Source organism: Lysinibacillus antri (assembly GCF_003977595.1).
Classification (GTDB): Bacteria; Bacillota; Bacilli; order Bacillales_A; family Planococcaceae; genus Ureibacillus; species Ureibacillus antri.
On sequence record NZ_RYYR01000014.1, the window covers coordinates 1 to 22,806 of the forward strand.

Sequence of the window (22,806 nt, forward strand, 5' to 3'; positions counted from 1 at the left end):
TATTAGCTCCGGTTTCCCGGAGTTATCCCCAACTATAGGGCAGGTTGCCCACGTGTTACTCACCCGTCCGCCGCTAACCTTTAGGAGCAAGCTCCTAAAGGTCCGCTCGACTTGCATGTATTAGGCACGCCGCCAGCGTTCGTCCTGAGCCAGGATCAAACTCTCCATAAAAGAGAAAATTTGATTAGCTCAAATTTCTTGCTGGCATCAATTATGATGTCCAAATTTTGTTTCTCAACTTAATGAGAAACTTTATTTCATTAACGTTTTGTTGTTCAGTTTTCAAAGTTCATTTTCGCCACTCAGAAGCGACTTTTCATACCTTAACACATCCATATTAAGTGTGTCAACATTTTTTATTTCACCACTATATTTCGTAGCGACTCTTACTACTATAATACTTTGCTTTGAATATGTCAACAAAATTAATTTGTTATTTTCATATCGCATCAACAACGTTTATTACTATATCACCTCTAAAAAGAGTTAGCAAGAGATAACTAAAAGTAAAACTATTCTATTTAGTAAGAATAATTCCTACATAAGAAATCGAGAACATCCATCTCCCTCTAACTACAATTGAAGGTAACGACATAGGGAAACTTTTTGTCTTCTCTGAGGTTATCAAAATTATCAAGGATCACATTGGAGCTAGACATTATTCAATATAAATCAACTACCCTTTCACGCTTCCCTTATCAAAATGACGTACCCTTGTAATTAGTTAAAGTAAGAAAATTTATTTAAATAGAAATCCCTCCACCATACCAACCTTTAATAAACTCCTCTAATGAAGATGCAATCACTGTTTGACTACCATCTTCATGATTCCATACATAAATGTCGTCATTTTGAACTTTTCCATTTAATATTAAATAACCAAATAAATCTCCATTACCTGCATCAACAAAGAATAATAAGTTATCAGGTTTTTTATAGTTTTCAAATTCTTCAATATCCCAAACAGATAAATTTTCTCTTACCATTTGTTCTGTTGACCAAATATAAGAGTAGTATTTGCCATCAACTCCATTTGTCTCATTGAATAATTCAGTCAATTTCTTAGGTAATTCTATTTTTAATTCTTTTTGTACCGAAAGTAACTCTATTTCAGTTGCAGGGGCTTTAAACTGACATTCTTCTATTATGTTGCTTAAATAATTCTTCCACATAATTAATCACACCTCTCAAAAATTCATGCTGTAAAAATCTTTCCAACGTTCAACAGTATTTTCCTAAATCCAATTTATCTATTAAAAAAGCTAATGAAACAAAGAGTTCCATTAGCCTCAAACTTAATTATAGAGTTGCAAGATATACTAAGAAAATTAAAGCAAATACATACATAATTGGACTTACTTCTTTTCCCTTACCTTTAATAATCATTGTTAAAGGATAGAAAATGAAACCAACTGCAATACCTGTCGCGATTGAATAAGTTAATGGCATCATAATCATCGTTAAAAATGCTGGTACTGCTACTTCAAATCGATTCCATGCAATTTCACCTAAAGAAGCAACCATCAGTACTCCTACGATAATTAGCGCAGGTGCTGTTACTGCAGAAGTAATAACAGATAAAACCGGTGAGAAGAATAATGCTAATAAGAACAAGCATCCTGTTACAACTGAAGCAAAACCACTTCTTGCACCAGCTGCTACACCTGAAGATGATTCTACATATGATGTAATTGTTGAAGTCCCGAAAATCGAACCAATAATTGTTGCAATTGAATCAGAAACAAGTGCTCTACCTGCTCTAGGTAAACGATTATTTTTTACAAATCCAGCTTGGTTTGCAACGGCCATTAAAGTTCCTGCATTATCAAAGAAATCTACAAATAAGAACGTTAATATAACTGATAACATTGTTAATGTATAAAATTCTGGATCAGAGAAAGCACTGAATACAGAACCAAATGTTGGTGCGATACTTGGTGGTGCATCTACAATTTGAGATGGTAAATCAACTAAACCAAAAATCATACCAACAACTGCTGTAATGGCCATTCCGTAGAATACGCCACCTTTAAAACCTCTAACTAAGAAGATTACTGTAATAATAATACCGAATATCGCAAGTAATACTTGTGGATCACGTAAGTTACCAATACCAACTAATGTTGCATCGTTATTTACGATGATCCCCGCATTTTGCATACCAATGAAAGCAATAAATAATCCAATACCAGCACCGACTGCTAGTTTCAACTCCATTGGAATAGCATTGATTAATTTTTCACGTAAACCCGTTAATGTTAAAAGTAAGAAGAAAACACCTGAAATAAATACTGCAGCTAAAGCATGTTGCCACGGACTTCCGTTAACTAAAATAACTGTATAAGCAAAGAAAGCATTAAGACCAAGACCAGGGGCAAGCGCTAATGGATACTTCGCAAAGATCCCCATTATGAAACTACCAATTGCCGCAGAAACTGCAGTAGCAACGAACACCGCACCATAATCCATGCGATTAGGTAAATCTGGTACATCCGCTAATGTTAAAGTTAATGGGTTAACCACAAGGATATAAGCCATTGCTAAGAAAGTAGTAAAACCTCCAAGAATTTCACGACTATAATTTGTGCCTAGTTCATCAAATTGGAAATACTTTTTCATTTTTTCCTCCGTATGTATAGTCGTCAAGTTGTCTTAATAACGACGAAAAAGACATTCTACAATAAGTAGTGAATGCCTACGATTTGACGAAACAATAAAACGGTAAGGAATTTTGTTTTATTAGTTTTTCGAATCGTAGTCAAACTATTTATGGTAGTTTGGTAGAAACTTTCGAGCCATATTCTCGACATTATACGACGACGTATTTAATTTACTCATGTAATATACCATCTCATTTTTCGAATTTCAACCCTATTCACGAACATTATTTATATTTTTTTTGTTAAAGTTCGTAAAATGGTTAAATATTCTATCTATTATCGTTATTTGTCGAATAATATTTTTTATAGTGTTATTAATGTCAACTCTATTACAAAACATAGTAAAACCCCCTTCTAAGTTAGGAGAAGGAGGTCTTCAGATAGAACATATTCGTTATTTAACATTAAAACCCTTTAATCGTTATATCTATGCTTTAATATCTAAAAACTGAGAAAATGGTGACGGCTGCTGTAATTCCCGAATATTTTTTGCAGGGTCATTTTTTGCTTCCTGTATCATTGCATTCACTGCTTGTTCTGCGACTTGTTTATTACTTTGGACAATTGATGCTGTAGAACCTTGAACTTGAATACCTCCAATGTTAACTCCCATTACTAACACCCCCTTTACTAACTTATCGACCGAATTTACATTAATTTGAAATATAGTTAATAATGACTACTACCTATTATTTTACATTTACATATATGATTCCTACAACAAAAAAATACCCCCTTCTGTTTACAATTAAAGTAAACAAAAGAGAGTATTTTTAAATATTTAGCCTATTCCCACTCGATCGTCGCTGGTGGCTTCGAAGTAATATCATACAGCACGCGGTTTACGTGTTTTACTTCGTTAACGATACGTACGGAGATTTTTTCTAGTACGTCCCATGGAATACGTGCCCAGTCAGATGTCATACCGTCGATTGATGTTACAGCACGGATACCTACTGCGTAATCGTACGTACGCGCATCACCCATTACACCCACTGAACGGATGTCTGGAAGTACGCAGAAGTATTGCCAAATGTCGCGTTCTAAGCCGGCATTTTTGATTTCTTCACGTAAAATGTAGTCTGCTTCACGTACGATTTCTAGTTTTTCTTCCGTTATTTCGCCAAGTACACGGATACCTAGACCAGGGCCTGGGAATGGTTGACGCCAAACGATTTCTTCTGGAAGACCAAGTTCTAAACCTAACGCACGTACTTCATCTTTAAATAACGTGTTTAACGGTTCAATTAACTCGAACTTCATGTCTTCTGGAAGTCCACCTACGTTATGGTGAGATTTAATTGTTTGAGCTGTTGTTGTACCAGACTCGATAATATCTGTATATAGTGTTCCTTGAGCAAGGAAGTCCATATCTGTTAATTTTGAAGACTCTTCGTCAAATACGTAAATAAATTCGTTTCCGATAATTTTACGTTTTTTCTCTGGATCCGATACGCCTTCTAGTTTTGCCATGAAGCGTTCACGTGCATCGATTTTGATTACTTTCATATCAAAATCTTCTGTGAAAGTTTTCATTACTTGTTCAACTTCGCCTTTACGGTTTAAGTTGTGATCCACGAACATACATGTTAATTGATCCCCAATTGCTTTGTGAATTAACACCGCTACAACCGATGAATCAACGCCACCTGATAATGCACAAAGAACTTGTTTGTTGCCTACTTGTTCACGGATTTTATTTATTTCAATTTCAATGAAGTTACTCATTGACCAGTCGCCTTTTGCCTGACAAATATCAAATACAAAGTTACGTAAAATATCGTTTCCATATACAGAGTGACGCACTTCTGGGTGGAATTGAACTGCGTAAAGATTACGTTCTACGTTTTGCATTGCTGAAATTGGGCAAGATGCACTTGTCGCAATCACTTCAAATCCTGCAGGTACTTCTGTTACAAGATCCCCATGGCTCATCCACACAACTTGGTCTGTTGGTAAGTCACCAAATAGTTTATTAGGCACTGAAACATTGATTTCTGCTTTACCATATTCACGGTGATCTGCACCTTCTACTTTACCACCTAATGAATAAGACATTAATTGCATCCCGTAGCAAATACCAAAAATCGGTAAACCTAAATCAAAAATGGCTTCATCTACTTTAAACGCTTTTTCATCATACACTGAGTTTGGTCCACCCGAGAAAATGATTCCTACTGCGTTCATTTCTTTAATTTCTTCAGCCGTAATTGTATGTGGGTGAAGTTCTGAGAAAACTCCAAACTCACGAATACGACGAGTGATCAACTGATTAAACTGACTACCAAAATCAAGTACGACGATTTTTTCTTGCTCTTTTAACAATGGAGTTGTCACGCTACTTTACACCTCTTCTATAGTTCTGTAGTGCCAATCATATTGTAAAAAAAACGCGCCTGAAAAGAAAACTTTCTGACGCGTTCATATATCCCACAACTTTAAAGGCGGGTACAATGCATGTACAGGCACAATTGTACCCGCCCTCATAGATAAGTTATTTAAGGTAACTTAGTAGATACATCCGAACCATATTATCGGACTTATATGAAGGCAGTCTATCTATTTTTTCTAAATTTTACTCTTAGTCTATACTAAAATCAACTAGTTGTCCGATTGATTAAATATTCCCAACTTTCTTTCATTTGGTTCATATCAATCTTTGTTGATCGTCCTCCGTATAAATACTGCTCATAAGCTACCGTTATTTTGGACATATGATTCGTCTCATAGTAAGCATCTACTTCTTTCGCAAAGGTTATTAACGTCTGTCCTTCTTTCCGTTTTAACCCTTTCATTTCTAACACTTTTAGTAACTGCATATACATTAACTCAAAGGAAGATTCACCATATTGTTTACGTTTACTCATTTTCAAATACACTTTTGGAAGCCACGATTTTCGTTTTACATAAACAATTGCCGCTCCCCCAACCAAAATCAATAAACTTATAACATAGATCCATTTGTGTTGTTTTATTGAGTTAAAAATGGCTGTAAATAGATTGTTTTGGCTCGTATTTTGTTTTTGGGTCTCCTCTTGTTCTTTCACTACTTCATCTGGTTCTGTCTCTTCATCCACTGACAACTCTTCTTCTCGTTCATCATCTGTTTCGAAATCATAATCAATGGAGCGAGAATTATTAAAGCCAATCGTCGGTTCGAAATTAATCCATCCTACATTAGGAATGAACGCCTCTACCCATGAGTGAGCGTCGTTGTTTGTAACTTCAAAGTTTTTCATATCCCCATTTGTTCGAATTAATTCGCCACCAGCAAAGCCTTTTACCCATCTTGCTGGAATTCCAACTGACCTTAACATAACAACCATGGAAGTCGAAAAGTTATCACAGTAGCCCACTTTTGTTTCAAATAAAAATTGGTCTACGTAATCTTGTTCCTCTGAGGGGATGGCCACATCATCTGTATCGTATCGGAAACCATTTTGTCTAAAATACATCTCAATGGCCCGCGCTTGATCATAAACACTTTCTTTTCCAGCCACCACATCTTGCGCTAGCTCTACTACCCTGTTTGGTAATGTTTCAGGTAGCTGTAAATAGCGGTCTACTAAGTAGGGATCTAAATTCTCTAGATTCGAACTTTTCAAATCACTGTATAAATAAACCGGTTTACTATACTCAAGACTATAATTATTGAGTTGGATTGTATTATTGTTCATTACCGGTACAATTTTTTCACTGTTATCATTCATAAAAAATTGCATGGCTTCACTTGTTTGACTAATGGATTTTAATCCATAAGGCTGTACGATAAATTCATAAGGATATAGCATATGGATCGTCGCTAGCTTTGTATCTTCTTCAGGTCCGCTCGGTAGTGAGTGTTGGATTAAATCACCCGGCCCATAAACTGTCGAAGATCCACTATAATAGGTTGAATTTTCCCAGCCCTTTGACGTATAAACATCCTTCGTTTCAATCCGCCAATATTGTTTCGTTTCCGATTCTGCTAACAATACAACGGTATCGTCTGCAACGAAAGCGCCACCTAACCGGCTATCATTATCCCCATACCCTACTTTTCCAACACCATTTGAAAGTTCGCCCTCTCCACCTTGTCCGGTTGCTGCTTTTAGAAATGGCACTGGATCTGGCCATTGAGGTGCTGATTTTGGTAAATAAATTGCCACAATACTTGTAAGACCAATTAATAATATTACAGGGAAAACAAGCTTTATATACTTCATCCAATTGAGTTCTACGCCAGCTTGGGTAAACAGCCGTTTTAAAAATAAAAAGGCCGTCATAACTAATCCTAGTAAAATAATTTTAATGATCGCATACGTTCCATCGTACTCAGTAAACGTATCTAAGGTGCCGATGAAAAATACAGTCAGTACAAGGAAATAGAAAATGGTCATTCGCACCGTAATCCAATGGTGAATAAGGTAAATTAACATCCAAATTAAGATTAGGAATAGGAATGTTCGAAAAGCATCCGTTACTTGAACCCAGTCGGCCCTTAGTGTAATGCCGATATTATATTGAAATTCCGAAAGTAAAAACTGAATACCTGCAGGAGTAAAAACGGATTGCTTACTATAAACGTGAACAATAAACCAACTTATATAGAAAAACTTAATTAGGAAGGCGATTGCGAAATGAACCCGGAACAAACTTAACGCAAGAGCCAGTGCAATAAAGAATAAAATGAGCTCCAAATACCCTGTACCTGTTAACTCCATTACCGGTACAAGCCATTCACGTAAAATAAAAAAGATTAAAACATAATAGAGTCCAAGTTCCACTAGATTAAAGGTGTTTTTCTTCACGGCTTCATCACCTCCGTGAATACATTTTCAATATTGTCTTTTGAAATTGGAACAACTTTTGCATTTGAAATCGTCGTTCTTGTTTGTTGCGTATCCGTATCTGTCACCACAAAACAAACAATACCCTGATTCATTTTTGACCCTTTAATAAAAAATTGTTTTAACTGGTCTGTCAATTCTCCTGTCACGATTATCAATGTGGCAGAATTTAATAGTCCTATTTCATTGACCATAATCGATTCAAAGGATAATTTCGGATTCGGTTGAATAATTGCTAAATGTTGAAATACCTTTTCTAGCTGCGATTGAGTTTTAATTTTTGGAAAGTAGTGTCTTTTTTCACCTGTGGCTAAAAATGAAATATCACCATGATTTTTTACAACACTATGTAAAATAGACGCCGTTAAATCCACTGCATACTCGAAGTTCTTATCCATTGTTTGGTCAATGGTAATGAAAATATCTTGTGTTTGCCGATCCTCGAATTCCTTCGTACGTAGCGTTTCATTTTTCGCAAAAGATTTCCAATGAATCCACGAATATTTGTCTCCTGGTTGGTAATCACGAATCCCTGTCACAAGAGAAGTATCCTTTATCATCGAAAAGGGAGATAGTACCCCACCATGCTCAAACTGCATTTGAAACGGTTTGTACTTCATTTCTGTTAGTTTCGGATAAACCAATACATTTCTGTTTTCTTCTAAAAACTTATATCGAATAGACCATCCGAAAAAATCAGAGAAGGTAAGCTGCAAACCACGAAATTGAATAACACCGCGCTCTACCTGTGGAAGCTCATACGTCCATTCAAACTTTCGCTTCCATCCAACAAAAAAGATTTGGTTAGGTCGTTCCTTTTTATAATCAACTTTCGAAATATTTTCTCCTAACTCTCTTACCGATAAAAATACAAACGGAAACAACGATTTGTTTTGAAAGCTTATAGTTACTTGGGCAGAATCACCACGGTGTAACTTCGCGGGAGTAATTTCACGTTTAAAGTCGACTATTCGTATTGGGGCAAAGGCGAACAGCAAGGAGTAGAGTAAGAATGGGCTAATGGTATAGAATACAAACCAACTTACAAACCCCCCCTGAAACATCGCATAACTAAAGGTACTTACAATTAGTAGAAGGAGTATAATGAGTCGACCACTACGGCCAAAAACTCGTTTTACTTTATTCATTGTTCTGCATACCTTTTAATGGGAATAACGGATTTTGAAATAATGCGATTTATAAGCTCCTCTGTCGTTACGCCCTCATATCTTGCTTCTGGTTTTAAAATAATGCGATGTGCGAATACGAACGGCGCAAGATATTGAACGTCATCTGGTTTTACAAAATCTCGATCTTGCATTTTGGCATATGCTTGCGATGCTTTCATCAATGCGATGGATGCCCGAGGACTCACGCCTAAATAGATTTCACTTACTGTTCGAGTAGCTCTTGCAAGTTGTACGATATAACTTTTCACTGAATCGTCTACATAGACATTTCTTACTTGATCTTGTAGTGCCAGTAACTCATCTAAAGAAATAACTGGTGTTAGATCCATAATAGGCTCAGACCGTTCACTACGACGAAGCACTTCGATTTCTTCGTGCGCGTTTGGATAGCCCATCTTTATTTTTAATAAAAAGCGGTCTAATTGTGCTTCTGGCAACGGATATGTACCTTCATATTCAATAGGATTTTGTGTGGCCATAACAAAAAATGGTTTTTGAATATTGAGCGTTTTCCCATCAATCGTCACAGAAGCTTCTTCCATACTTTCAAGAAGCGCAGATTGGGTTTTGGGAGACGTCCGATTAATTTCGTCCGCTAAAATAATATTTCCGACAATTGGTCCTGGTCGAAATTCAAATTGAAGTGTTTTGGGATTGTAGATGGATACACCAATGACATCTGTAGGTAGTAAATCCGGGGTAAATTGAATTCTTTTAAATTCTGCCCCCACTGATTTTGCTAGCGCTTTAACCATCATTGTTTTCCCAACACCAGGGACGTCTTCTAGTAACACGTGCCCACCCGAAAGCAAGGCAATCACACTTAATTCAGCAACTTCCCTTTTCCCAATCATCACTTTTTCTATATTTTCAATTATTGCTTCGATTTGTTTATACATTCACTAAAACCTCCCAATTAGAAAAGCGAAAGCGGCTTGCCCAGCTCCGAAAGAAACTGGCCACTGTAGCTAGACACTGTTCCAATTTTCAAAAAAATGTACTTCAAGCATAAACGAAATACGAATATGAATACAACTAATTGTCTTTATTATTACAGAATTTAACAAAAATAAAGAAGACCCAATTTTTATCTTGAGACTTCTCTAAAATCCTATTCCGATTTTCGCTAACCATAATTGTTCAAGCTCATCACATTGATGATCCGCTAAAATTTTGTTCATATCCCCTTCAAATAAAACTTGTCCATCGTGCATCACAATCACATCGTCAGCAAGTTGCTGAGCGAAAGAAAGCATATGTGTCGAAAAGAGAATTGTATTTCCTTTGCTACGTTCTTTTAGCATAATTTCTTTTAATTGAGCAATCCAATAAGGGTCAAGCCCATTTGTAGGCTCGTCCAAAATTAGCAATTTCCCTTCACCTAAAAGACTTTGGGCAAGATTCAATCGTTGCCTCATTCCCTTTGAATAAGATGCTACCTTTTGTTTTCTTACTTCATAAAGTCCTACTTGCTTTAAAACATCGATTTGCTCTTTTTTCGTGCATTTTTTTAATGATGCCAGGTACGTTATGATTTCTTCTGCCGTTAAGGAAATCGGAAAGTCCACATCATCCGGCATAAAACGAATGGATTTTTGATCATGCCAATCGATCTTTCCTTGCTGGTGCTTTTCTTGTCTCGTAAGTAATCGGATTAGCGTACTTTTCCCTGCCCCATTTCCTCCAGCTAACGCAATAATACGCCCTTTTTCTAGTTGAAATGTAACATCCTGAATACCTCGGTTATTACGATAGATTTTATGCACGCCCTGACATTCCACAATCATTTCTCTACACCACGTTTCTTTAAGCGATATTTCGTTAGGAGCAGTGGCATCACCGCCCACGTAAGGGTTACTAACGCAAATACAACCTTTCCTAGTATCGATTCATAAAATTGAATCAAGTCAAAATAGGTTGGTCCAAGCACCGTTGCTTGTCCAGCTAATAAAAAATAACTAAAACGAAGCCATTCCACAGGATTCAAATGTAAAAAAAGAATCGTCAGCTTTTGCAAAACGTGACCCGGTATAACCGTTCCAATGGCCATTAGAGCATAAGATAATAATAGCAATAGTAATGCCCATACAACTAATGACAAAGCGAGAGCATGCAACCGATTTTTAGCAACACTGCCAATCAATATGCCAATCGCTGAAAATATGAAAATAAGAGCGAGGGCAACACCGATGAATTGGATCGGTAAACTAACTCCACCAAATATCCCTCCGAAAGTAAAAGCAACGCCAAGTGCACAAGCTAAAATAAAAGTAAAGGATAAACACAAGGCGGTATATTTGCCAAAAATATATTGATTTAGAGACATCGGATACGTTTTTAATAAAGCAAACCAGCCCGTTTCCACATCCCCCGCCACATTCATACTTCCCATCGTTAAAGTAAACAAAGGTAGTAAAAATAATAATACATTTAATATGGAAGCAGTCTGTCTTGTAAAGCCATTACTTTCCGGTAAGGACATTTGCTGAATCATAAGAATAGCAACGAATACAAAGATGAAAAGAATGGTTACAAGTTGTAACCATCTGCTGCGGAGCATTTGCTTCCATTCAAATGATATAAACATGGAAGAGTTCATTTAATGATGAACTCCCCACTCAAAACCTTGTAAATCATCATAGGATAATAACTTACCCATTCCTTCTTTTTCAATCCAATTTTCCGCAGACTTTTTTGAATCAAACGCTAATACACCGTAATTCATCGGTGTCCAATTCCCTTCTGAATATACATAGGTTGCCTTCTCAATATTCAGCCATTTATTTTCCGATGCATCTTTAACAAAAGCCCCACCAATTTCAGAAGCATCAGCATCCATCATGAATTCCATTAAACATCCTAAATCATCAAACACTGTATAATCTCCATTATCCATTACAATTTGTGCAGCATGTTCCTCACTTGAAACACTCATATTGCATACTTCACATACATCAGTCGCGCTATTAATGTCACGTGGCTCTTTCGATGAGCAGGCAGCAAGAATCATTAATAAGCCTACAACAAGAACTAATTTCCACTTCACGTTAAAACACTCCTTCTCCATATAATCAAACATAAAACTAAAAGTGCAATGCCAATCGATAATTGCCAATGATTTAAGTGCCATTCTTTGTATTGCTTTATGTTTTTGTTGGTTAAGGGGGATTGATCAACTAATAAAGTTTGGGACCCTCTGTTTGCTTGTTGGTCTAATTGATTCAGTAAAACGACACTTGGTGATTCGACATAATATTGGTAGACCGGCTTTCGAACCATCCATTGTCCAAAACTTTGAAGGGCCACATAAGGTTCGTCGCCAATGCCGTCCCCATCAATATCAATCCCAGTGTAGTCATCATAGTAATTATTTTTTAGATTCAACCCAATTTCGTCTGTTCTGCAGTTTACGATATTTCCTATAAATACGTTGTTCGCAAGTAGATTGGAGTTTTCTGAATTCGTTGACTCCACTGCTGTTTGATTCATTTGAAATGTGTTGGAGAGTGCCCGTACATTGGCTGTTTTTTGTATAGTTAGTCCAATTTTATTTCCGGCGATCGTGTTGTTTTGTACTTCAACTACTTTTGTATCATAAAGGGTAATACCTGTTCCATTGAAGCCGTCTTGGTCTGAAATGTCATTACTTTCTACGTAAATCTCATTAGCCATCATGATCATGAGGCCAGTTACATTTTTAGTAAAACGATTATTTACGATCGTCGCGTTTTCACTATACATAAAATGATTACCATATCGACTGTTTACCACTTCATTGCCGGTAACTATTATATTTTTAACCCCTTCAATATATACCCCATCTTGGACACCATTCATATGACTGTTTTCTACTGTAATATCTGTGCTAGTGAAGATTGCGATTCCATTACCCGAATTCGATGGATGGTGGCCTTTTCCATTTACGGAGACATGATTGATCTCCACATTTTTTGAATCATACACTTCAATACCACTAAACACTTTATGTAGTACTAGATTAGATAGTTCTATATTTTTTACTCTATTAACTTTAATAGCTGTGCCAGAGGAGATTAGTTCTAATCCTTTTAAAGATACATTTTGACTGTCTTCTATCCGGAATAAAGGTTCATTTACTTGTTCACTTGTTATTACCACATGACCATTTGCAATAATGACCATGGATTTCTGAATAAGAAAATTCCCTTTATATTCACCTTCTTGAAGGGTTAGTACTCCTCCTTCCTCAGTCGCATCAATCAAACTTTGTAAATCATTTGAATTTGCACTGATTAAGGACATGTCCAATAAATAACTACTAACTGCTACCAATACCCCTAGCCATATCTTCATTCGTTGCACCTACTTTATAATGGGCGATTATTCGTTGTTGGGCATATCCCCCATCTTTCCTTGTTGTTTCATTTTTTGTTCGTATTTCATTTTTGCTTGTACTTTAATTGTCTCAAGTTTTTCAATATAAGCGCCTTCATTTTGACCAATATACGATCTAGCATCTTGTTCTTCTATAAAGTAGGCATATCCCCAATTCATCGGTGTTTTTAATGTTGTTTTAACAATCGTTACATCTTCTACTTTTGCCCATTTTAAATTATTAAAATCTCTTACGTATTTTTCATTTGTTTCGTTTTTAGCAACTTCATCGTTTAATAAACAACCAATGTCATCATAAAAGATAACCGTTCCATCTTTTTTTATCGCCTTTGTACTAAACATCCCCATCGCATCATTCTTTTCGTATACATGCATATTGCACATCTCACATGTGGTATGTTCATCAGGCTCGTGTATATGTTGGTCCTCGTCAGCAACTGATCCATTAACGGAAATAGCCCCCTGCCCCTCATCATGTAATGGTTCTTCAACGAGAATAGGTACTTCCTTTTCTGTAATTGGTTGATCTACGGCAGTCTCTTCCTTTGCTCCACATGCAGCTAATGTGAATCCACAAACTACTACTATTGCTACAATCTTATTCATTTGTTGTCTCCTCCAATAAATAACAGTATGTATTACTATATACTTCCAATATACAAAGCAATTGTGAAATAAGATGAAAGTACTTGTGAAATAACGGAAAAGTTTCTTTGACTTTTTTGCGACACAAAAAAATGGATATCTCCCGTTTAGAGACATCCATCTTTTATATTAATTAAATTGAAGTGCGGTAAGTGCTTATACGAGAATTTCGATTATATACAGTGTTTATTTTTATTGCTTGTTCTAACAGGCTATTGCGCATTGTTGCCGCTGTATCCGCATCAAACTGTAATCCTTTCACAATCAGTTTATTCGTAGTCCGTTTTAAAACCCTTTTTGGTGGACTATTTTTTTGTTGTGCAGGTTTTTGCCTAGGTTGTTGTTGGGAGAATTGTTGTCCCTGTCCAAAACCAGAACCTTCCTCCATCACTCGATAAAACAATTCATTGGAATGTAAATATTGTCTGGAGTTTCGAAAAATACTGCTGGGTACAGGTTGAACGCGTGTCGTTCTCATAAGCACTTACCCCCTCTCTTTTGAAACTTTTTACCTATATTCATTCTTTTTATCGGTAAAATAGATTTACTATGAAGGAATCTATCCTACAATATTTACAATGTTTGTTTATTTTTTTGAGTTTTTGTAGTTGTTCCACTTTACTCCAATGAATGAACCACAAAAAAAGTGTAGATAAAGGGATTACTTTTCCCTTTATCTACACTATATGCAAGTTCACTTCCAGAAATGTTCAAAAATAGAAATTGGCATATGTCGTTTATGTTGAGATCTTAAATAATGACCTTCGATGATTTTTTTTGCTCCTTCCGAAACTTCTTTTCCTTCTAAATAATCATCAATTTCATCATAGGTAACCCCTAATGCTGTTTCATCCGGTAAGGCTGGTCGTTCTTCTTCTAAATCGGCAGTTGGTGTTTTTAAGTAAAGGTGCTCAGGGCAATTTAAGTAAGCTAAAATTTGCTTTCCTTGTCGTTTATTTAGGCGGTATAACGGAATTAAGTCCACTCCGCCATCACCGTACTTTGTATAAAAGCCTGTTATTGATTCCGCGGCATGGTCAGTACCTACTACGACTGCATTCTTCATTGCTGCAATTGAATATTGTACCTTCATTCGTTCCCGCGCTTTTTCATTCCCTTTTGCAAAATCACTTAATTCAATTCCAGCATCAATTAACGATTGTACGCTCGCATCTACTGCTGGTTTAATATTAATTTCGTAAATCGTTGTAGGTTGAATAAAGTCAAGCGCATCCTGGCAATCTTGTTCATCCGCTTGCACCCCATATGGAAGTCGGATTGCATAAGTTGAATAATTATTCTCCCCGGATTCATTATTTAATTCTTCCACTGCCAGTTGAACGAGTTTCCCCGTTAATGTAGAGTCTTGTCCACCACTTATGGCAATTACAAACCCTTTAAGAAAAGAATGCTTTTTGGCATAATCCTTCAAAAAATCAATAGACTTCCGCACTTCCACTTCAGGATCAATTGTTGGAAGAACCTTTAGTTCATCAATAATTTGTTGTTGTAAATGACTCATGTGAACTCCCCCTAACGATTTTCGATATCATGCACCATATTACGTACTTCTTCAATATTTCTCATTTTGTTATCCCAACATTTTTGACTTAAATCAACCGGATATTCTTCTGGGTTTAAGGAGCGTTTATATTCATCCCATAACAATTCTAAATTATCTTGTGCATACTGTTTCATTTCCATTAGCGTAGGACTTTTGTAAACAATTTGTCCCTGTTCTACTACTTTATGATGTAGCTCTTTTGCTTCGAAATTTGTAACAAACTTTGAGATGAATGTATGGATTGGATGGAACATTTTAATCCGTTCTTCTTGTTGTGGATTTTCATCTTCCATCACAATATAGTCACCCTCAGCTTTTCGATTCTCGCGGTTAATAATACGATAAACCTTTTTTAATCCAGGGGTAGATACCTTTTCAGCATTTGCAGTAATTTTAATTGTATCTTCCATTTCACCTTTTGCATTTTCAATAGACACCAATTTATATACTGCTCCTAAAGCTGGTTGATCATAGGCAGTAATGAGTTTTGTCCCAATGCCCCAAGAGTCTACTTTGGCTCCTTGGGCTTTTAAGTTTAAAATTGTATATTCATCTAAGTCATTTGAAACGATGATTTTAGCATTTGGGAATCCTGCTTCATCTAGCATACGTCTTGCTTCTTTTGATAGGAACGCAATATCTCCACTGTCTAAACGAATACCTACGAAATTAATTTGATCCCCAAGTTCTTTCGCTACTTTAATGGCATTTGGAACGCCCGATTTTAACGTGTTATACGTATCCACAAGGAATACACAGTCTTTATGACGTTTCGCATAGGAATGAAACGCATCATATTCACTTTTATAAGCTTGGACCATTGCATGGGCATGAGTTCCAGATACAGGAATATCAAATAACTTCCCTGCGCGTACATTCGAAGTTGAATCGAATCCACCAATGACTGCGGCTCTTGCACCCCAAATTGCAGCATCCATTTCCTGTGCTCTTCTCGTTCCAAACTCTGCGGAACCTTCATTTTTAATCACTTGTTTAATTCGGCTTGCTTTTGTCGCAATTAATGTTTGGTAGTTCACAATATTTAATAGCGCTGTTTCGATTAGTTGAGCCTCAACAAGAGGTGCTTCTACCCGAAGAATTGGTTCATTCGCAAAAACAAGCTCGCCCTCAACCATTGAATAGATATTCCCAGTGAATTTAATATTTTTTAAGTATTCAATAAAGTCTTCCTTGTAACCTAGCTCATTCGATAAGTACGCAATATCTGACTCGGAAAAATGAAAATCGCGTAAATACTGTAAAATACGTTCTAACCCTGCAAATATCGCATATCCATTTCCAAAAGGTAGTTTTCTAAAATATAATTCAAAAACCGCTTTTCTATTATGAATGCCGTCAGCCCAATAGCTTTCCGCCATGTTAATCTGATATAAGTCGGTGTGAAGTGTTAAACTATCATCAGCAAATTTCCATTCCATTCAAGACCCTTCTTCCAGTTTCATAATTAGTCATAGTATACACTATTTAACAAAGTCGAAGTATCGATTTCAATCTTACCTGTATAAAATCCCACATTATTGTAGAATATGTTATTAGTCATAAAAATTGACTATAGCGTTTAAAATTAACGTAAAATACTTTAACTTTGTACTTGGATATTCCTAGTCTTGTTCCCCCTAACAAGCTAGTTATCAAAATATAAGCTAACTTACGCCCCCAAAATACGTGAGTTAGCTTTTTTATTTTTTTCAAATGGCAATCCATTTTAATACTAAACGCAATTAAAGCTATAATATAGATAAAAGCATATACATATTAGGTGAAAATGAATGATACACAACGACATTGCCATCGAATTTAAAAAAGTTTGTTATGAAGTGAATGATTTGTCTATTTTAAATAATGTAAGTGGTGTGTTTTATAATGGAAAAATTACTACCCTTGTTGGCCCATCCGGAGCAGGGAAAACATCTCTTTTAAAAATGTGCAATGGCCTACATTCTCCTACATCAGGTGACATTTACATTTTTAACAAACCCATCACTACCTATGAACCTACTGCCCTTCGAACAAATGTTGGAATTGTATTACAAAGTTCTCCAATTATTCGAGGAACTGTTTTCGAGAACCTGGCGTTACCTTTTAAATTAAAAAATAAAACCTTGTTAGAAAAAGAAGCAATCGCCTTTTTAGAAGATGTTGGTCTGGATCGTACTTTTTTATACCGACAAGGCAGGGATTTATCGGGTGGTCAACAGCAAAAGGTTTCCATCGCTCGTACGTTAATGAATCAACCAAACATTTTATTACTCGATGAAATTACCTCTGCACTCGATCCAACTTCTGTCCAAGAAATTGAACAACTGCTATTAAATATAAATAAGAAGTATAAAACAACGATTATTTGGATAACTCATAATATTGAACAAGCAAAACGCATTGGGGATTACACGTGGATGATGATGGAAGGCCAACTTGTAGAAAGTGGAGAGAGTAAACGATTATGGAGTACTTCCAATGACTTTATTCAAACCATTACTCTTGGAGGTCAGGAAGTATGACCTATTCGACATTAGCATTAACGTTAATTTTTGTACTCATTCCGTTAATACTATCCAAAACATTAAAACTAGACCTTGAAAAAGATACAATCATTGCAACAGTTCGTTCCATTATCCAATTAATGATTGTTGGGTATGTATTAAAGTGGGTATTTGAAGCAGATAGTATAATTTATATTCTATTAATGATTTTGTTAATGATTGTAGCTGCTACGTTAAATGCAAGAAAAAAAGGGAAAGCTATACGAGGAATCACATGGAAGATTGCCGTTACACTTGTAATAGTGGAAGTGGTTACTCAAGGAATTTTACTAGGATTTCAAATCGTTCCAGCTACTGCACAATATATCATTCCTATTAGTGGTATGTTGATTGGAAATTCGATGGTTTTATCAATTTTATTTTTAAATCGTTTTACTGCTGAAATTGAAAGCAGCCGTGATGAAATTGAACTTCTATTGTCTCTTGGTGGTACACCGAAACAAGCTGTACATCGACAATTAACGAGTGCCATTAGAGCTAGTATGATTCCTACGATTGAAAGTCAAAAAACAATTGGTCTTGTCCAATTACCCGGAATGATGAGTGGACAAATTATTGGGGGTGCGGATCCAGTTCAAGCTATACAATTTCAAATTTTAATTCTTTTCGGTCTTTTAACAACCGCTGCCCTTTCGAGTATCCTAGTAGGCTTTTTAAGTTACCCTACACTGTTCAATGAGCGGATGCAATTATTAAGGAGCTCCGCATTATAATTTTAATCTTTAAAGAATTCATACTTTTTTTCGATTTAATTACTGTATGTTATAATATTTTAAAAAATGAAATGAGGTTCCAACTATGCCAGTATTACGTGATCTCTTTATTAACCTATCTGAAAATCAATTATTAAATAGTGCAGCGCAAAAATATGGACTTCGACTTGGTGCACAAAGTGTCGTAGCAGGTACAAATATTCCAGAAGTCATTAAAAGCATTAAAGAATTAAATGCACAAGGAATCTCTTGTACTGTGGATAACCTTGGTGAATTTGTATTTGAACGTTCTGAAGCGACAAAAGCAAAAGAGCGTATTTTAGAAGTAATTCAGGCAATTCATGAAAATGACGTAGATGCACACATTTCTTTAAAACCATCGCAACTTGGTTTAGATATCGATTACGATTTCTGTTATGGAAACTTAGAGGAAATTGTAGACCTTGCTTCAACATACAAAATGCATATTAATTTAGATATGGAAGATTACGATCGTCTTCAACCTTCATTTGATTTATTAGATCAATTATCTCAAAAATACGATAACGTCGGCACAGTAATTCAAGCATATTTCTTTAACGCTGCTGAAAATATCGAGAAATACAAAAACTTCCGTCTACGTATTGTAAAAGGTGCTTATAAAGAACCGGCTGAAGTAGCCTATCAAAATAAACATGACATCGATTTAAACTTTATCGATTTAATTGAATACCACTTACTAAATGGTAAATTTACATCGATTGCAACGCACGACCATAATGTCATTAATCATGTAAAACAGTTTGTGAAAGATCATGATATTTCAAATGACAAGTTCGAGTTCCAAATGCTTTATGGTTTCCGTAAAGAAATGCAATTAGAGCTTGCTAAAGAAGGATATAATTTCTGTACGTATGTTCCATTTGGTGACGACTGGTATGGCTATTTCATGCGCCGTCTAGCAGAAAGACCACAAAACTTAAACCTTGTAACAAAACAAGTGTTTACTAAGAAAACAAATACGTTGATCGGTTTAACTGCCGCAGCATTTGTTTTAGGCCGCTTAACAAAGAAATCGAAATAATAAATAAAAGGGTTGTTCCAAATTTGCTGGAACAACCCTTTCATCTATAGATAGCCACTATTTATTCCAGCCCTTCTCTTTAAAACGAGAAATGGCTTCGATGCGATTCCCTACTCCAAGTTTATCTAATATAGTTGAGATATAATTTCGCACAGTCCCGGCTGATAAATACAGTTCTGCTGCAATTTCTTTCGTTGTTTTCCCTTCAGCTACTAATTCCAGCACTTGGCTTTCACGTTCTGTTAATGGGTTTTCACTGTCATCTTCATAAACAAAATCTACAAGTTCAGGTGCATAAATCCGCCGTCCATCCATAATCACACGAATCGAATGGACTAATTCTTCAATTGGATTATCTTTTAATAAATAGCCGCGCACACCTGCTTTTCTTGCTCGTTCAAAATAACCTGGTCTCGCAAAAGTTGTTAGAATGATAATTTTACAATCACTACTCGCATGCAATTCTTCTGCAGCATCCAGGCCTGTTTTTACCGGCATTTCAATATCCATAATACAAATATCTGGGTTCTGTTCTTTTACTAGTTCGACTGCCTCTTCACCATTTTTAGCAAGCCCGACCACTTCCATATCATCTTCCATATTCAGCAGTGACCTCATTGCACCGAGTAACATTCCCTGATCCTCTGCTATTACAATTCGAATCATTTCACTCATTTCCTTTCTGGTGTGTTATGGCTAGTGGCACACTAATTGAAATTTTTGTACCTAACTTACTATCTATTTTAAGGGAACCGTTAAAAAATTCCAAACGTTCTTGCATCCCCTTCAATCCATTTCCAGCAATGTTTAGTTTGTCATTAAAACCTTTTCCATCATCGATAATACATAGCTTAATTTCATTATAATTTCGTTCGATTGTTATTTTACATTTTGTTGCACCACTATGCTTTACAACATTGGTGATTGCTTCTTTTAAACACATACTTAATACATTTTCCATTAACACCGGAATATTTAATGTTTTTGTATTCCCCAAAATTTCATAATCTATTTCAGCAGCTTTTAATATTTGCTCCACTCGAATGATTTCTTCATGTAATTTAACAGCTCGCATATCTGCTACAAGTTCTCTTACCTCTTTTAATGCTATGCTCGCAGTATGGCGAATATCTTTAATTTCTCGAATGGCTTCTTCTGGATTTTTCGTCACGAGTCGACTGGCTAAATCACTTTTTAACCCAATCATCGAAAGCTTTTGACCTAATGTATCGTGTAAATCCCTCGCAATTCGCTGACGTTCCTCCACGATGATTAACTCTTCAATACGTTCCCTAGCTGTTTCAAGCTCACCTTCTAAATTTTCTCGTTTGTTTCGGCTATACAAAGTAAAAGGCAATAATACAACCCCAATTACCGTAATAATAATAAATGGTGTTTGAGATAGGAATAAATCCAAATCAATAAAGTAGCCAGCAACAATCGATACGACTGTAAAGCCAATATGTAAGCCATACATGATAAAGAATCCAACAGTATTTCGTATGTTGCCAATGAAAAAGGCCGTAAATAGTGATAAATAAACATATCCATACATGAGTGTCATGGCAATATTTAATACCATTTCAAAGCTTATCCACATATAGACAAGTCCATTTTTCGACTTAAACGAAAACCGATGAGATAAAAAGTAAAGCAATATTAACAAAATCCCAATAGAAATTTGAATGATTGAATAGGAACGAATAATAAAGTAAAAAGGCATGATACAAAAAATAATCCAAACATAAATACTAATCCATGGATTTTTCGGTAAAATCGTATACCAGCTTCTCATGTCCCCCTCCTTAATTTCATATTTTTCTTATAGTATAACAAATACTTCCGATTATCCTATTTTAAGCGATAGAAAAACCACCTCTTATTTAGAGATGGCTTTCATATTTTTTGATTTCATTGATTTTTCTCGTAATTGAATTAATTCTTCAACTTCTTTAAACGATACAAACTTTTTACGCTCTGGATCATATAATTTATAACGAATTGACTCAACACTTGTTTTTAAAGTAATTGTTGTTGCTCGTTGAAGTGGTGGAATTGACTCATGCGCTTCTTCTAATTTATAGTTTGGTACTCGTGGTGCTAAGTGATGCACATGGTGGAAACCGATATTCCCTGTAATCCATTGTAAAATTTTCGGTAATTTGTAATATGAACTACCTTCTACTGCTGCCTTTACATAATCCCACTCTGTATCGTATTCAAAGTACGAATCTTCATACGTGTGTTGGATATAGAATAACCAAATTCCTAGTGATCCCGCGATAAATAAAGTAATGGCATGTACTAATAGGAATGTTGTCCAACCAAATACAAAAATTAAAGTCGCACAGATTGCAAGTAATGCTATGTTTGTAAAATACGTATTCAAACGCTCTTTTTGCTTTGCATCTTTACGGTTCACACGATTTAATACAAGAACCATTAAAAGTGGTCCTAAACCAAACATCACGATTGGATTACGGTATAAACGGTAGCCTAAACGACCAAGTTTTGATTTTTCAAGGTATTCGTCAACAGTTAACATATCGATATCACCAATACCGCGTTTATCTAAATTTGAACTTGTTGCATGGTGAATTGTGTGCTCGCGTTTCCATTTTTGATATGGGAATGATGTTAAAAGCCCTGTAATATTCCCAACGATATCATTTGCTTTTTTATTACTGAAAAATGAACCATGTGTACAATCATGGAAAATGATAAACGTTCGAACTACAAACCCAGCCGCTAATACACTACACGCCACTGTATACCATGGTGAAAACTGAATTAAGTAGTAACCCGCTGCCCAAATCACTAAAAGGGGTACAATTGTATTAAATATTTGAAAAACACTTTTTCCTGTGTCGGACTTTGCAAAGGGTTGAACCTCTTTACGTAACTGCTTTGTTTTTTCTGCATTCGTCGTCAATGTAATATACCTTCTTTCCTTCTTTACTATCTACTATCATCTTAAAGAAATGAGATCATGATGTGTAGAAGCAAACATCACAAATAATATATTACATATGTCATGTGACAATATGATAGATGTATGCATTAGAAAAGGAGCCGCCCAAAAAGTCATTTTGGACGGCTCCTTTGCGACGAGGATAATGACAATTCATTGTTACTACCGCAGGAGTACAGCTTTTTAGCAATATTTTATTATTAGAAGCGTAGATGTCCAGAAAGTGTAGTTTC

General features: G+C 35.8%; 21 protein-coding genes, 1 rRNA gene and 2 riboswitches. Of the genes, 3 read left to right on the plus strand and 19 right to left on the minus strand.

What is annotated here, in order from left to right:
- The 16 genes from EK386_RS11370 to EK386_RS11445 form a co-directional block, all read right to left on the minus strand.
- Positions 1-171 (minus strand): 16S ribosomal RNA (locus EK386_RS11370); the annotation flags it as partial.
- A gap of 572 nt (positions 172-743) precedes the next feature.
- Positions 744-1,172, minus strand: coding sequence for an SMI1/KNR4 family protein (locus EK386_RS11375; protein ID WP_126659293.1), 429 nt, complete (start codon positions 1,170-1,172; stop codon positions 744-746).
- A gap of 127 nt (positions 1,173-1,299) precedes the next feature.
- Positions 1,300-2,619 (minus strand): NCS2 family permease, encoded by a 1,320-nt coding sequence (locus EK386_RS11380; protein ID WP_126659294.1) that lies wholly within the window; start codon positions 2,617-2,619, stop codon positions 1,300-1,302.
- 116 nt (positions 2,620-2,735) lie between these two features.
- Positions 2,736-2,837: riboswitch (purine riboswitch) on the minus strand.
- Between the two features lie 250 nt (positions 2,838-3,087).
- A complete protein-coding gene (locus EK386_RS11385; protein WP_126659295.1) occupies positions 3,088-3,273 on the minus strand; it encodes a hypothetical protein in 186 nt (61 codons plus the stop codon).
- Positions 3,274-3,446: 173 nt separating this feature from the next.
- Positions 3,447-4,997 (minus strand): glutamine-hydrolyzing GMP synthase, encoded by a 1,551-nt coding sequence (gene guaA, locus EK386_RS11390; RefSeq protein WP_281274258.1) that lies wholly within the window; start codon positions 4,995-4,997, stop codon positions 3,447-3,449.
- A 129-nt stretch (positions 4,998-5,126) separates the two neighbouring features.
- A riboswitch (purine riboswitch) is annotated at positions 5,127-5,228 on the minus strand.
- Between the two features lie 29 nt (positions 5,229-5,257).
- A complete protein-coding gene (locus EK386_RS11395) occupies positions 5,258-7,450 on the minus strand; it encodes a transglutaminase TgpA family protein (protein WP_126659296.1) in 2,193 nt (730 codons plus the stop codon).
- Positions 7,447-8,637 carry a DUF58 domain-containing protein gene (locus EK386_RS11400; RefSeq protein ID WP_126659297.1) on the minus strand — a complete coding sequence of 397 codons (1,191 nt, stop codon included), beginning with the start codon at positions 8,635-8,637 and terminating at the stop codon, positions 7,447-7,449. The genes EK386_RS11395 and EK386_RS11400 overlap by 4 nt, the downstream gene beginning before the upstream one ends.
- Complete coding sequence (locus tag EK386_RS11405; RefSeq protein ID WP_126659298.1) at positions 8,634-9,578, minus strand: AAA family ATPase; 945 nt, start codon at positions 9,576-9,578, stop codon at positions 8,634-8,636. The genes EK386_RS11400 and EK386_RS11405 overlap by 4 nt, the downstream gene beginning before the upstream one ends.
- A 204-nt stretch (positions 9,579-9,782) precedes the next feature.
- Positions 9,783-10,466 (minus strand): ABC transporter ATP-binding protein, encoded by a 684-nt coding sequence (locus tag EK386_RS11410; protein WP_126659299.1) that lies wholly within the window; start codon positions 10,464-10,466, stop codon positions 9,783-9,785.
- Positions 10,463-11,278 (minus strand): ABC transporter permease, encoded by an 816-nt coding sequence (locus EK386_RS11415; RefSeq protein ID WP_246027652.1) that lies wholly within the window; start codon positions 11,276-11,278, stop codon positions 10,463-10,465. The genes EK386_RS11410 and EK386_RS11415 overlap by 4 nt, the downstream gene beginning before the upstream one ends.
- A complete protein-coding gene (locus tag EK386_RS11420; RefSeq protein WP_246027653.1) occupies positions 11,279-11,725 on the minus strand; it encodes a nitrous oxide reductase accessory protein NosL in 447 nt (148 codons plus the stop codon). It abuts the gene before it with no gap.
- Entirely contained in the window at positions 11,722-13,011 is a 1,290-nt protein-coding gene (locus tag EK386_RS11425) for a right-handed parallel beta-helix repeat-containing protein (RefSeq protein ID WP_126659300.1), read from the minus strand. Before EK386_RS11425 ends, EK386_RS11420 begins: the two co-directional genes overlap by 4 nt.
- 27 nt (positions 13,012-13,038) lie before the next feature.
- Positions 13,039-13,659 (minus strand): nitrous oxide reductase accessory protein NosL, encoded by a 621-nt coding sequence (locus EK386_RS11430; RefSeq protein WP_158674416.1) that lies wholly within the window; start codon positions 13,657-13,659, stop codon positions 13,039-13,041.
- Between the two features lie 172 nt (positions 13,660-13,831).
- The gene (locus EK386_RS11435) at positions 13,832-14,176 is read right to left on the minus strand and encodes a hypothetical protein (protein ID WP_126659302.1); all 345 of its coding nucleotides are present in this window, start codon (positions 14,174-14,176) and stop codon (positions 13,832-13,834) included.
- A gap of 216 nt (positions 14,177-14,392) precedes the next feature.
- The gene (gene nadE / locus EK386_RS11440; RefSeq protein ID WP_126659303.1) at positions 14,393-15,220 is read right to left on the minus strand and encodes an NAD(+) synthase; all 828 of its coding nucleotides are present in this window, start codon (positions 15,218-15,220) and stop codon (positions 14,393-14,395) included.
- Between the two features lie 11 nt (positions 15,221-15,231).
- A complete protein-coding gene (locus EK386_RS11445; protein ID WP_126659304.1) occupies positions 15,232-16,701 on the minus strand; it encodes a nicotinate phosphoribosyltransferase in 1,470 nt (489 codons plus the stop codon).
- A 351-nt stretch (positions 16,702-17,052) separates the two neighbouring features.
- Between EK386_RS11445 and EK386_RS11450 the strand changes: the two genes are divergently transcribed.
- The 3 genes from EK386_RS11450 to EK386_RS11460 all read left to right on the plus strand — a co-directional run bounded on the left by EK386_RS11450 (position 17,053) and on the right by EK386_RS11460 (position 19,602).
- Entirely contained in the window at positions 17,053-17,784 is a 732-nt protein-coding gene (locus EK386_RS11450) for an ABC transporter ATP-binding protein (RefSeq protein WP_126659305.1), read from the plus strand.
- Positions 17,781-18,539 carry an ABC transporter permease gene (locus EK386_RS11455; protein ID WP_126659306.1) on the plus strand — a complete coding sequence of 253 codons (759 nt, stop codon included), beginning with the start codon at positions 17,781-17,783 and terminating at the stop codon, positions 18,537-18,539. Before EK386_RS11450 ends, EK386_RS11455 begins: the two co-directional genes overlap by 4 nt.
- An 85-nt stretch (positions 18,540-18,624) precedes the next feature.
- Positions 18,625-19,602 carry a proline dehydrogenase family protein gene (locus tag EK386_RS11460; protein ID WP_126659307.1) on the plus strand — a complete coding sequence of 326 codons (978 nt, stop codon included), beginning with the start codon at positions 18,625-18,627 and terminating at the stop codon, positions 19,600-19,602.
- A 57-nt stretch (positions 19,603-19,659) separates the two neighbouring features.
- On the opposite strand, the gene EK386_RS11465 is transcribed toward EK386_RS11460, so the two are convergent.
- From EK386_RS11465 to desA, 3 genes are all read right to left on the minus strand, one after another.
- Positions 19,660-20,268, minus strand: coding sequence for a response regulator transcription factor (locus tag EK386_RS11465; protein ID WP_126659308.1), 609 nt, complete (start codon positions 20,266-20,268; stop codon positions 19,660-19,662).
- Position 20,269: 1 nt separating this feature from the next.
- Positions 20,270-21,397 carry a sensor histidine kinase gene (locus EK386_RS11470; RefSeq protein WP_179966029.1) on the minus strand — a complete coding sequence of 376 codons (1,128 nt, stop codon included), beginning with the start codon at positions 21,395-21,397 and terminating at the stop codon, positions 20,270-20,272.
- Between the two features lie 84 nt (positions 21,398-21,481).
- Positions 21,482-22,534 carry a Delta(5) desaturase DesA gene (desA, locus tag EK386_RS11475; protein WP_126659309.1) on the minus strand — a complete coding sequence of 351 codons (1,053 nt, stop codon included), beginning with the start codon at positions 22,532-22,534 and terminating at the stop codon, positions 21,482-21,484.
- Between the last annotated feature and the right edge of the window lie 272 nt (positions 22,535-22,806).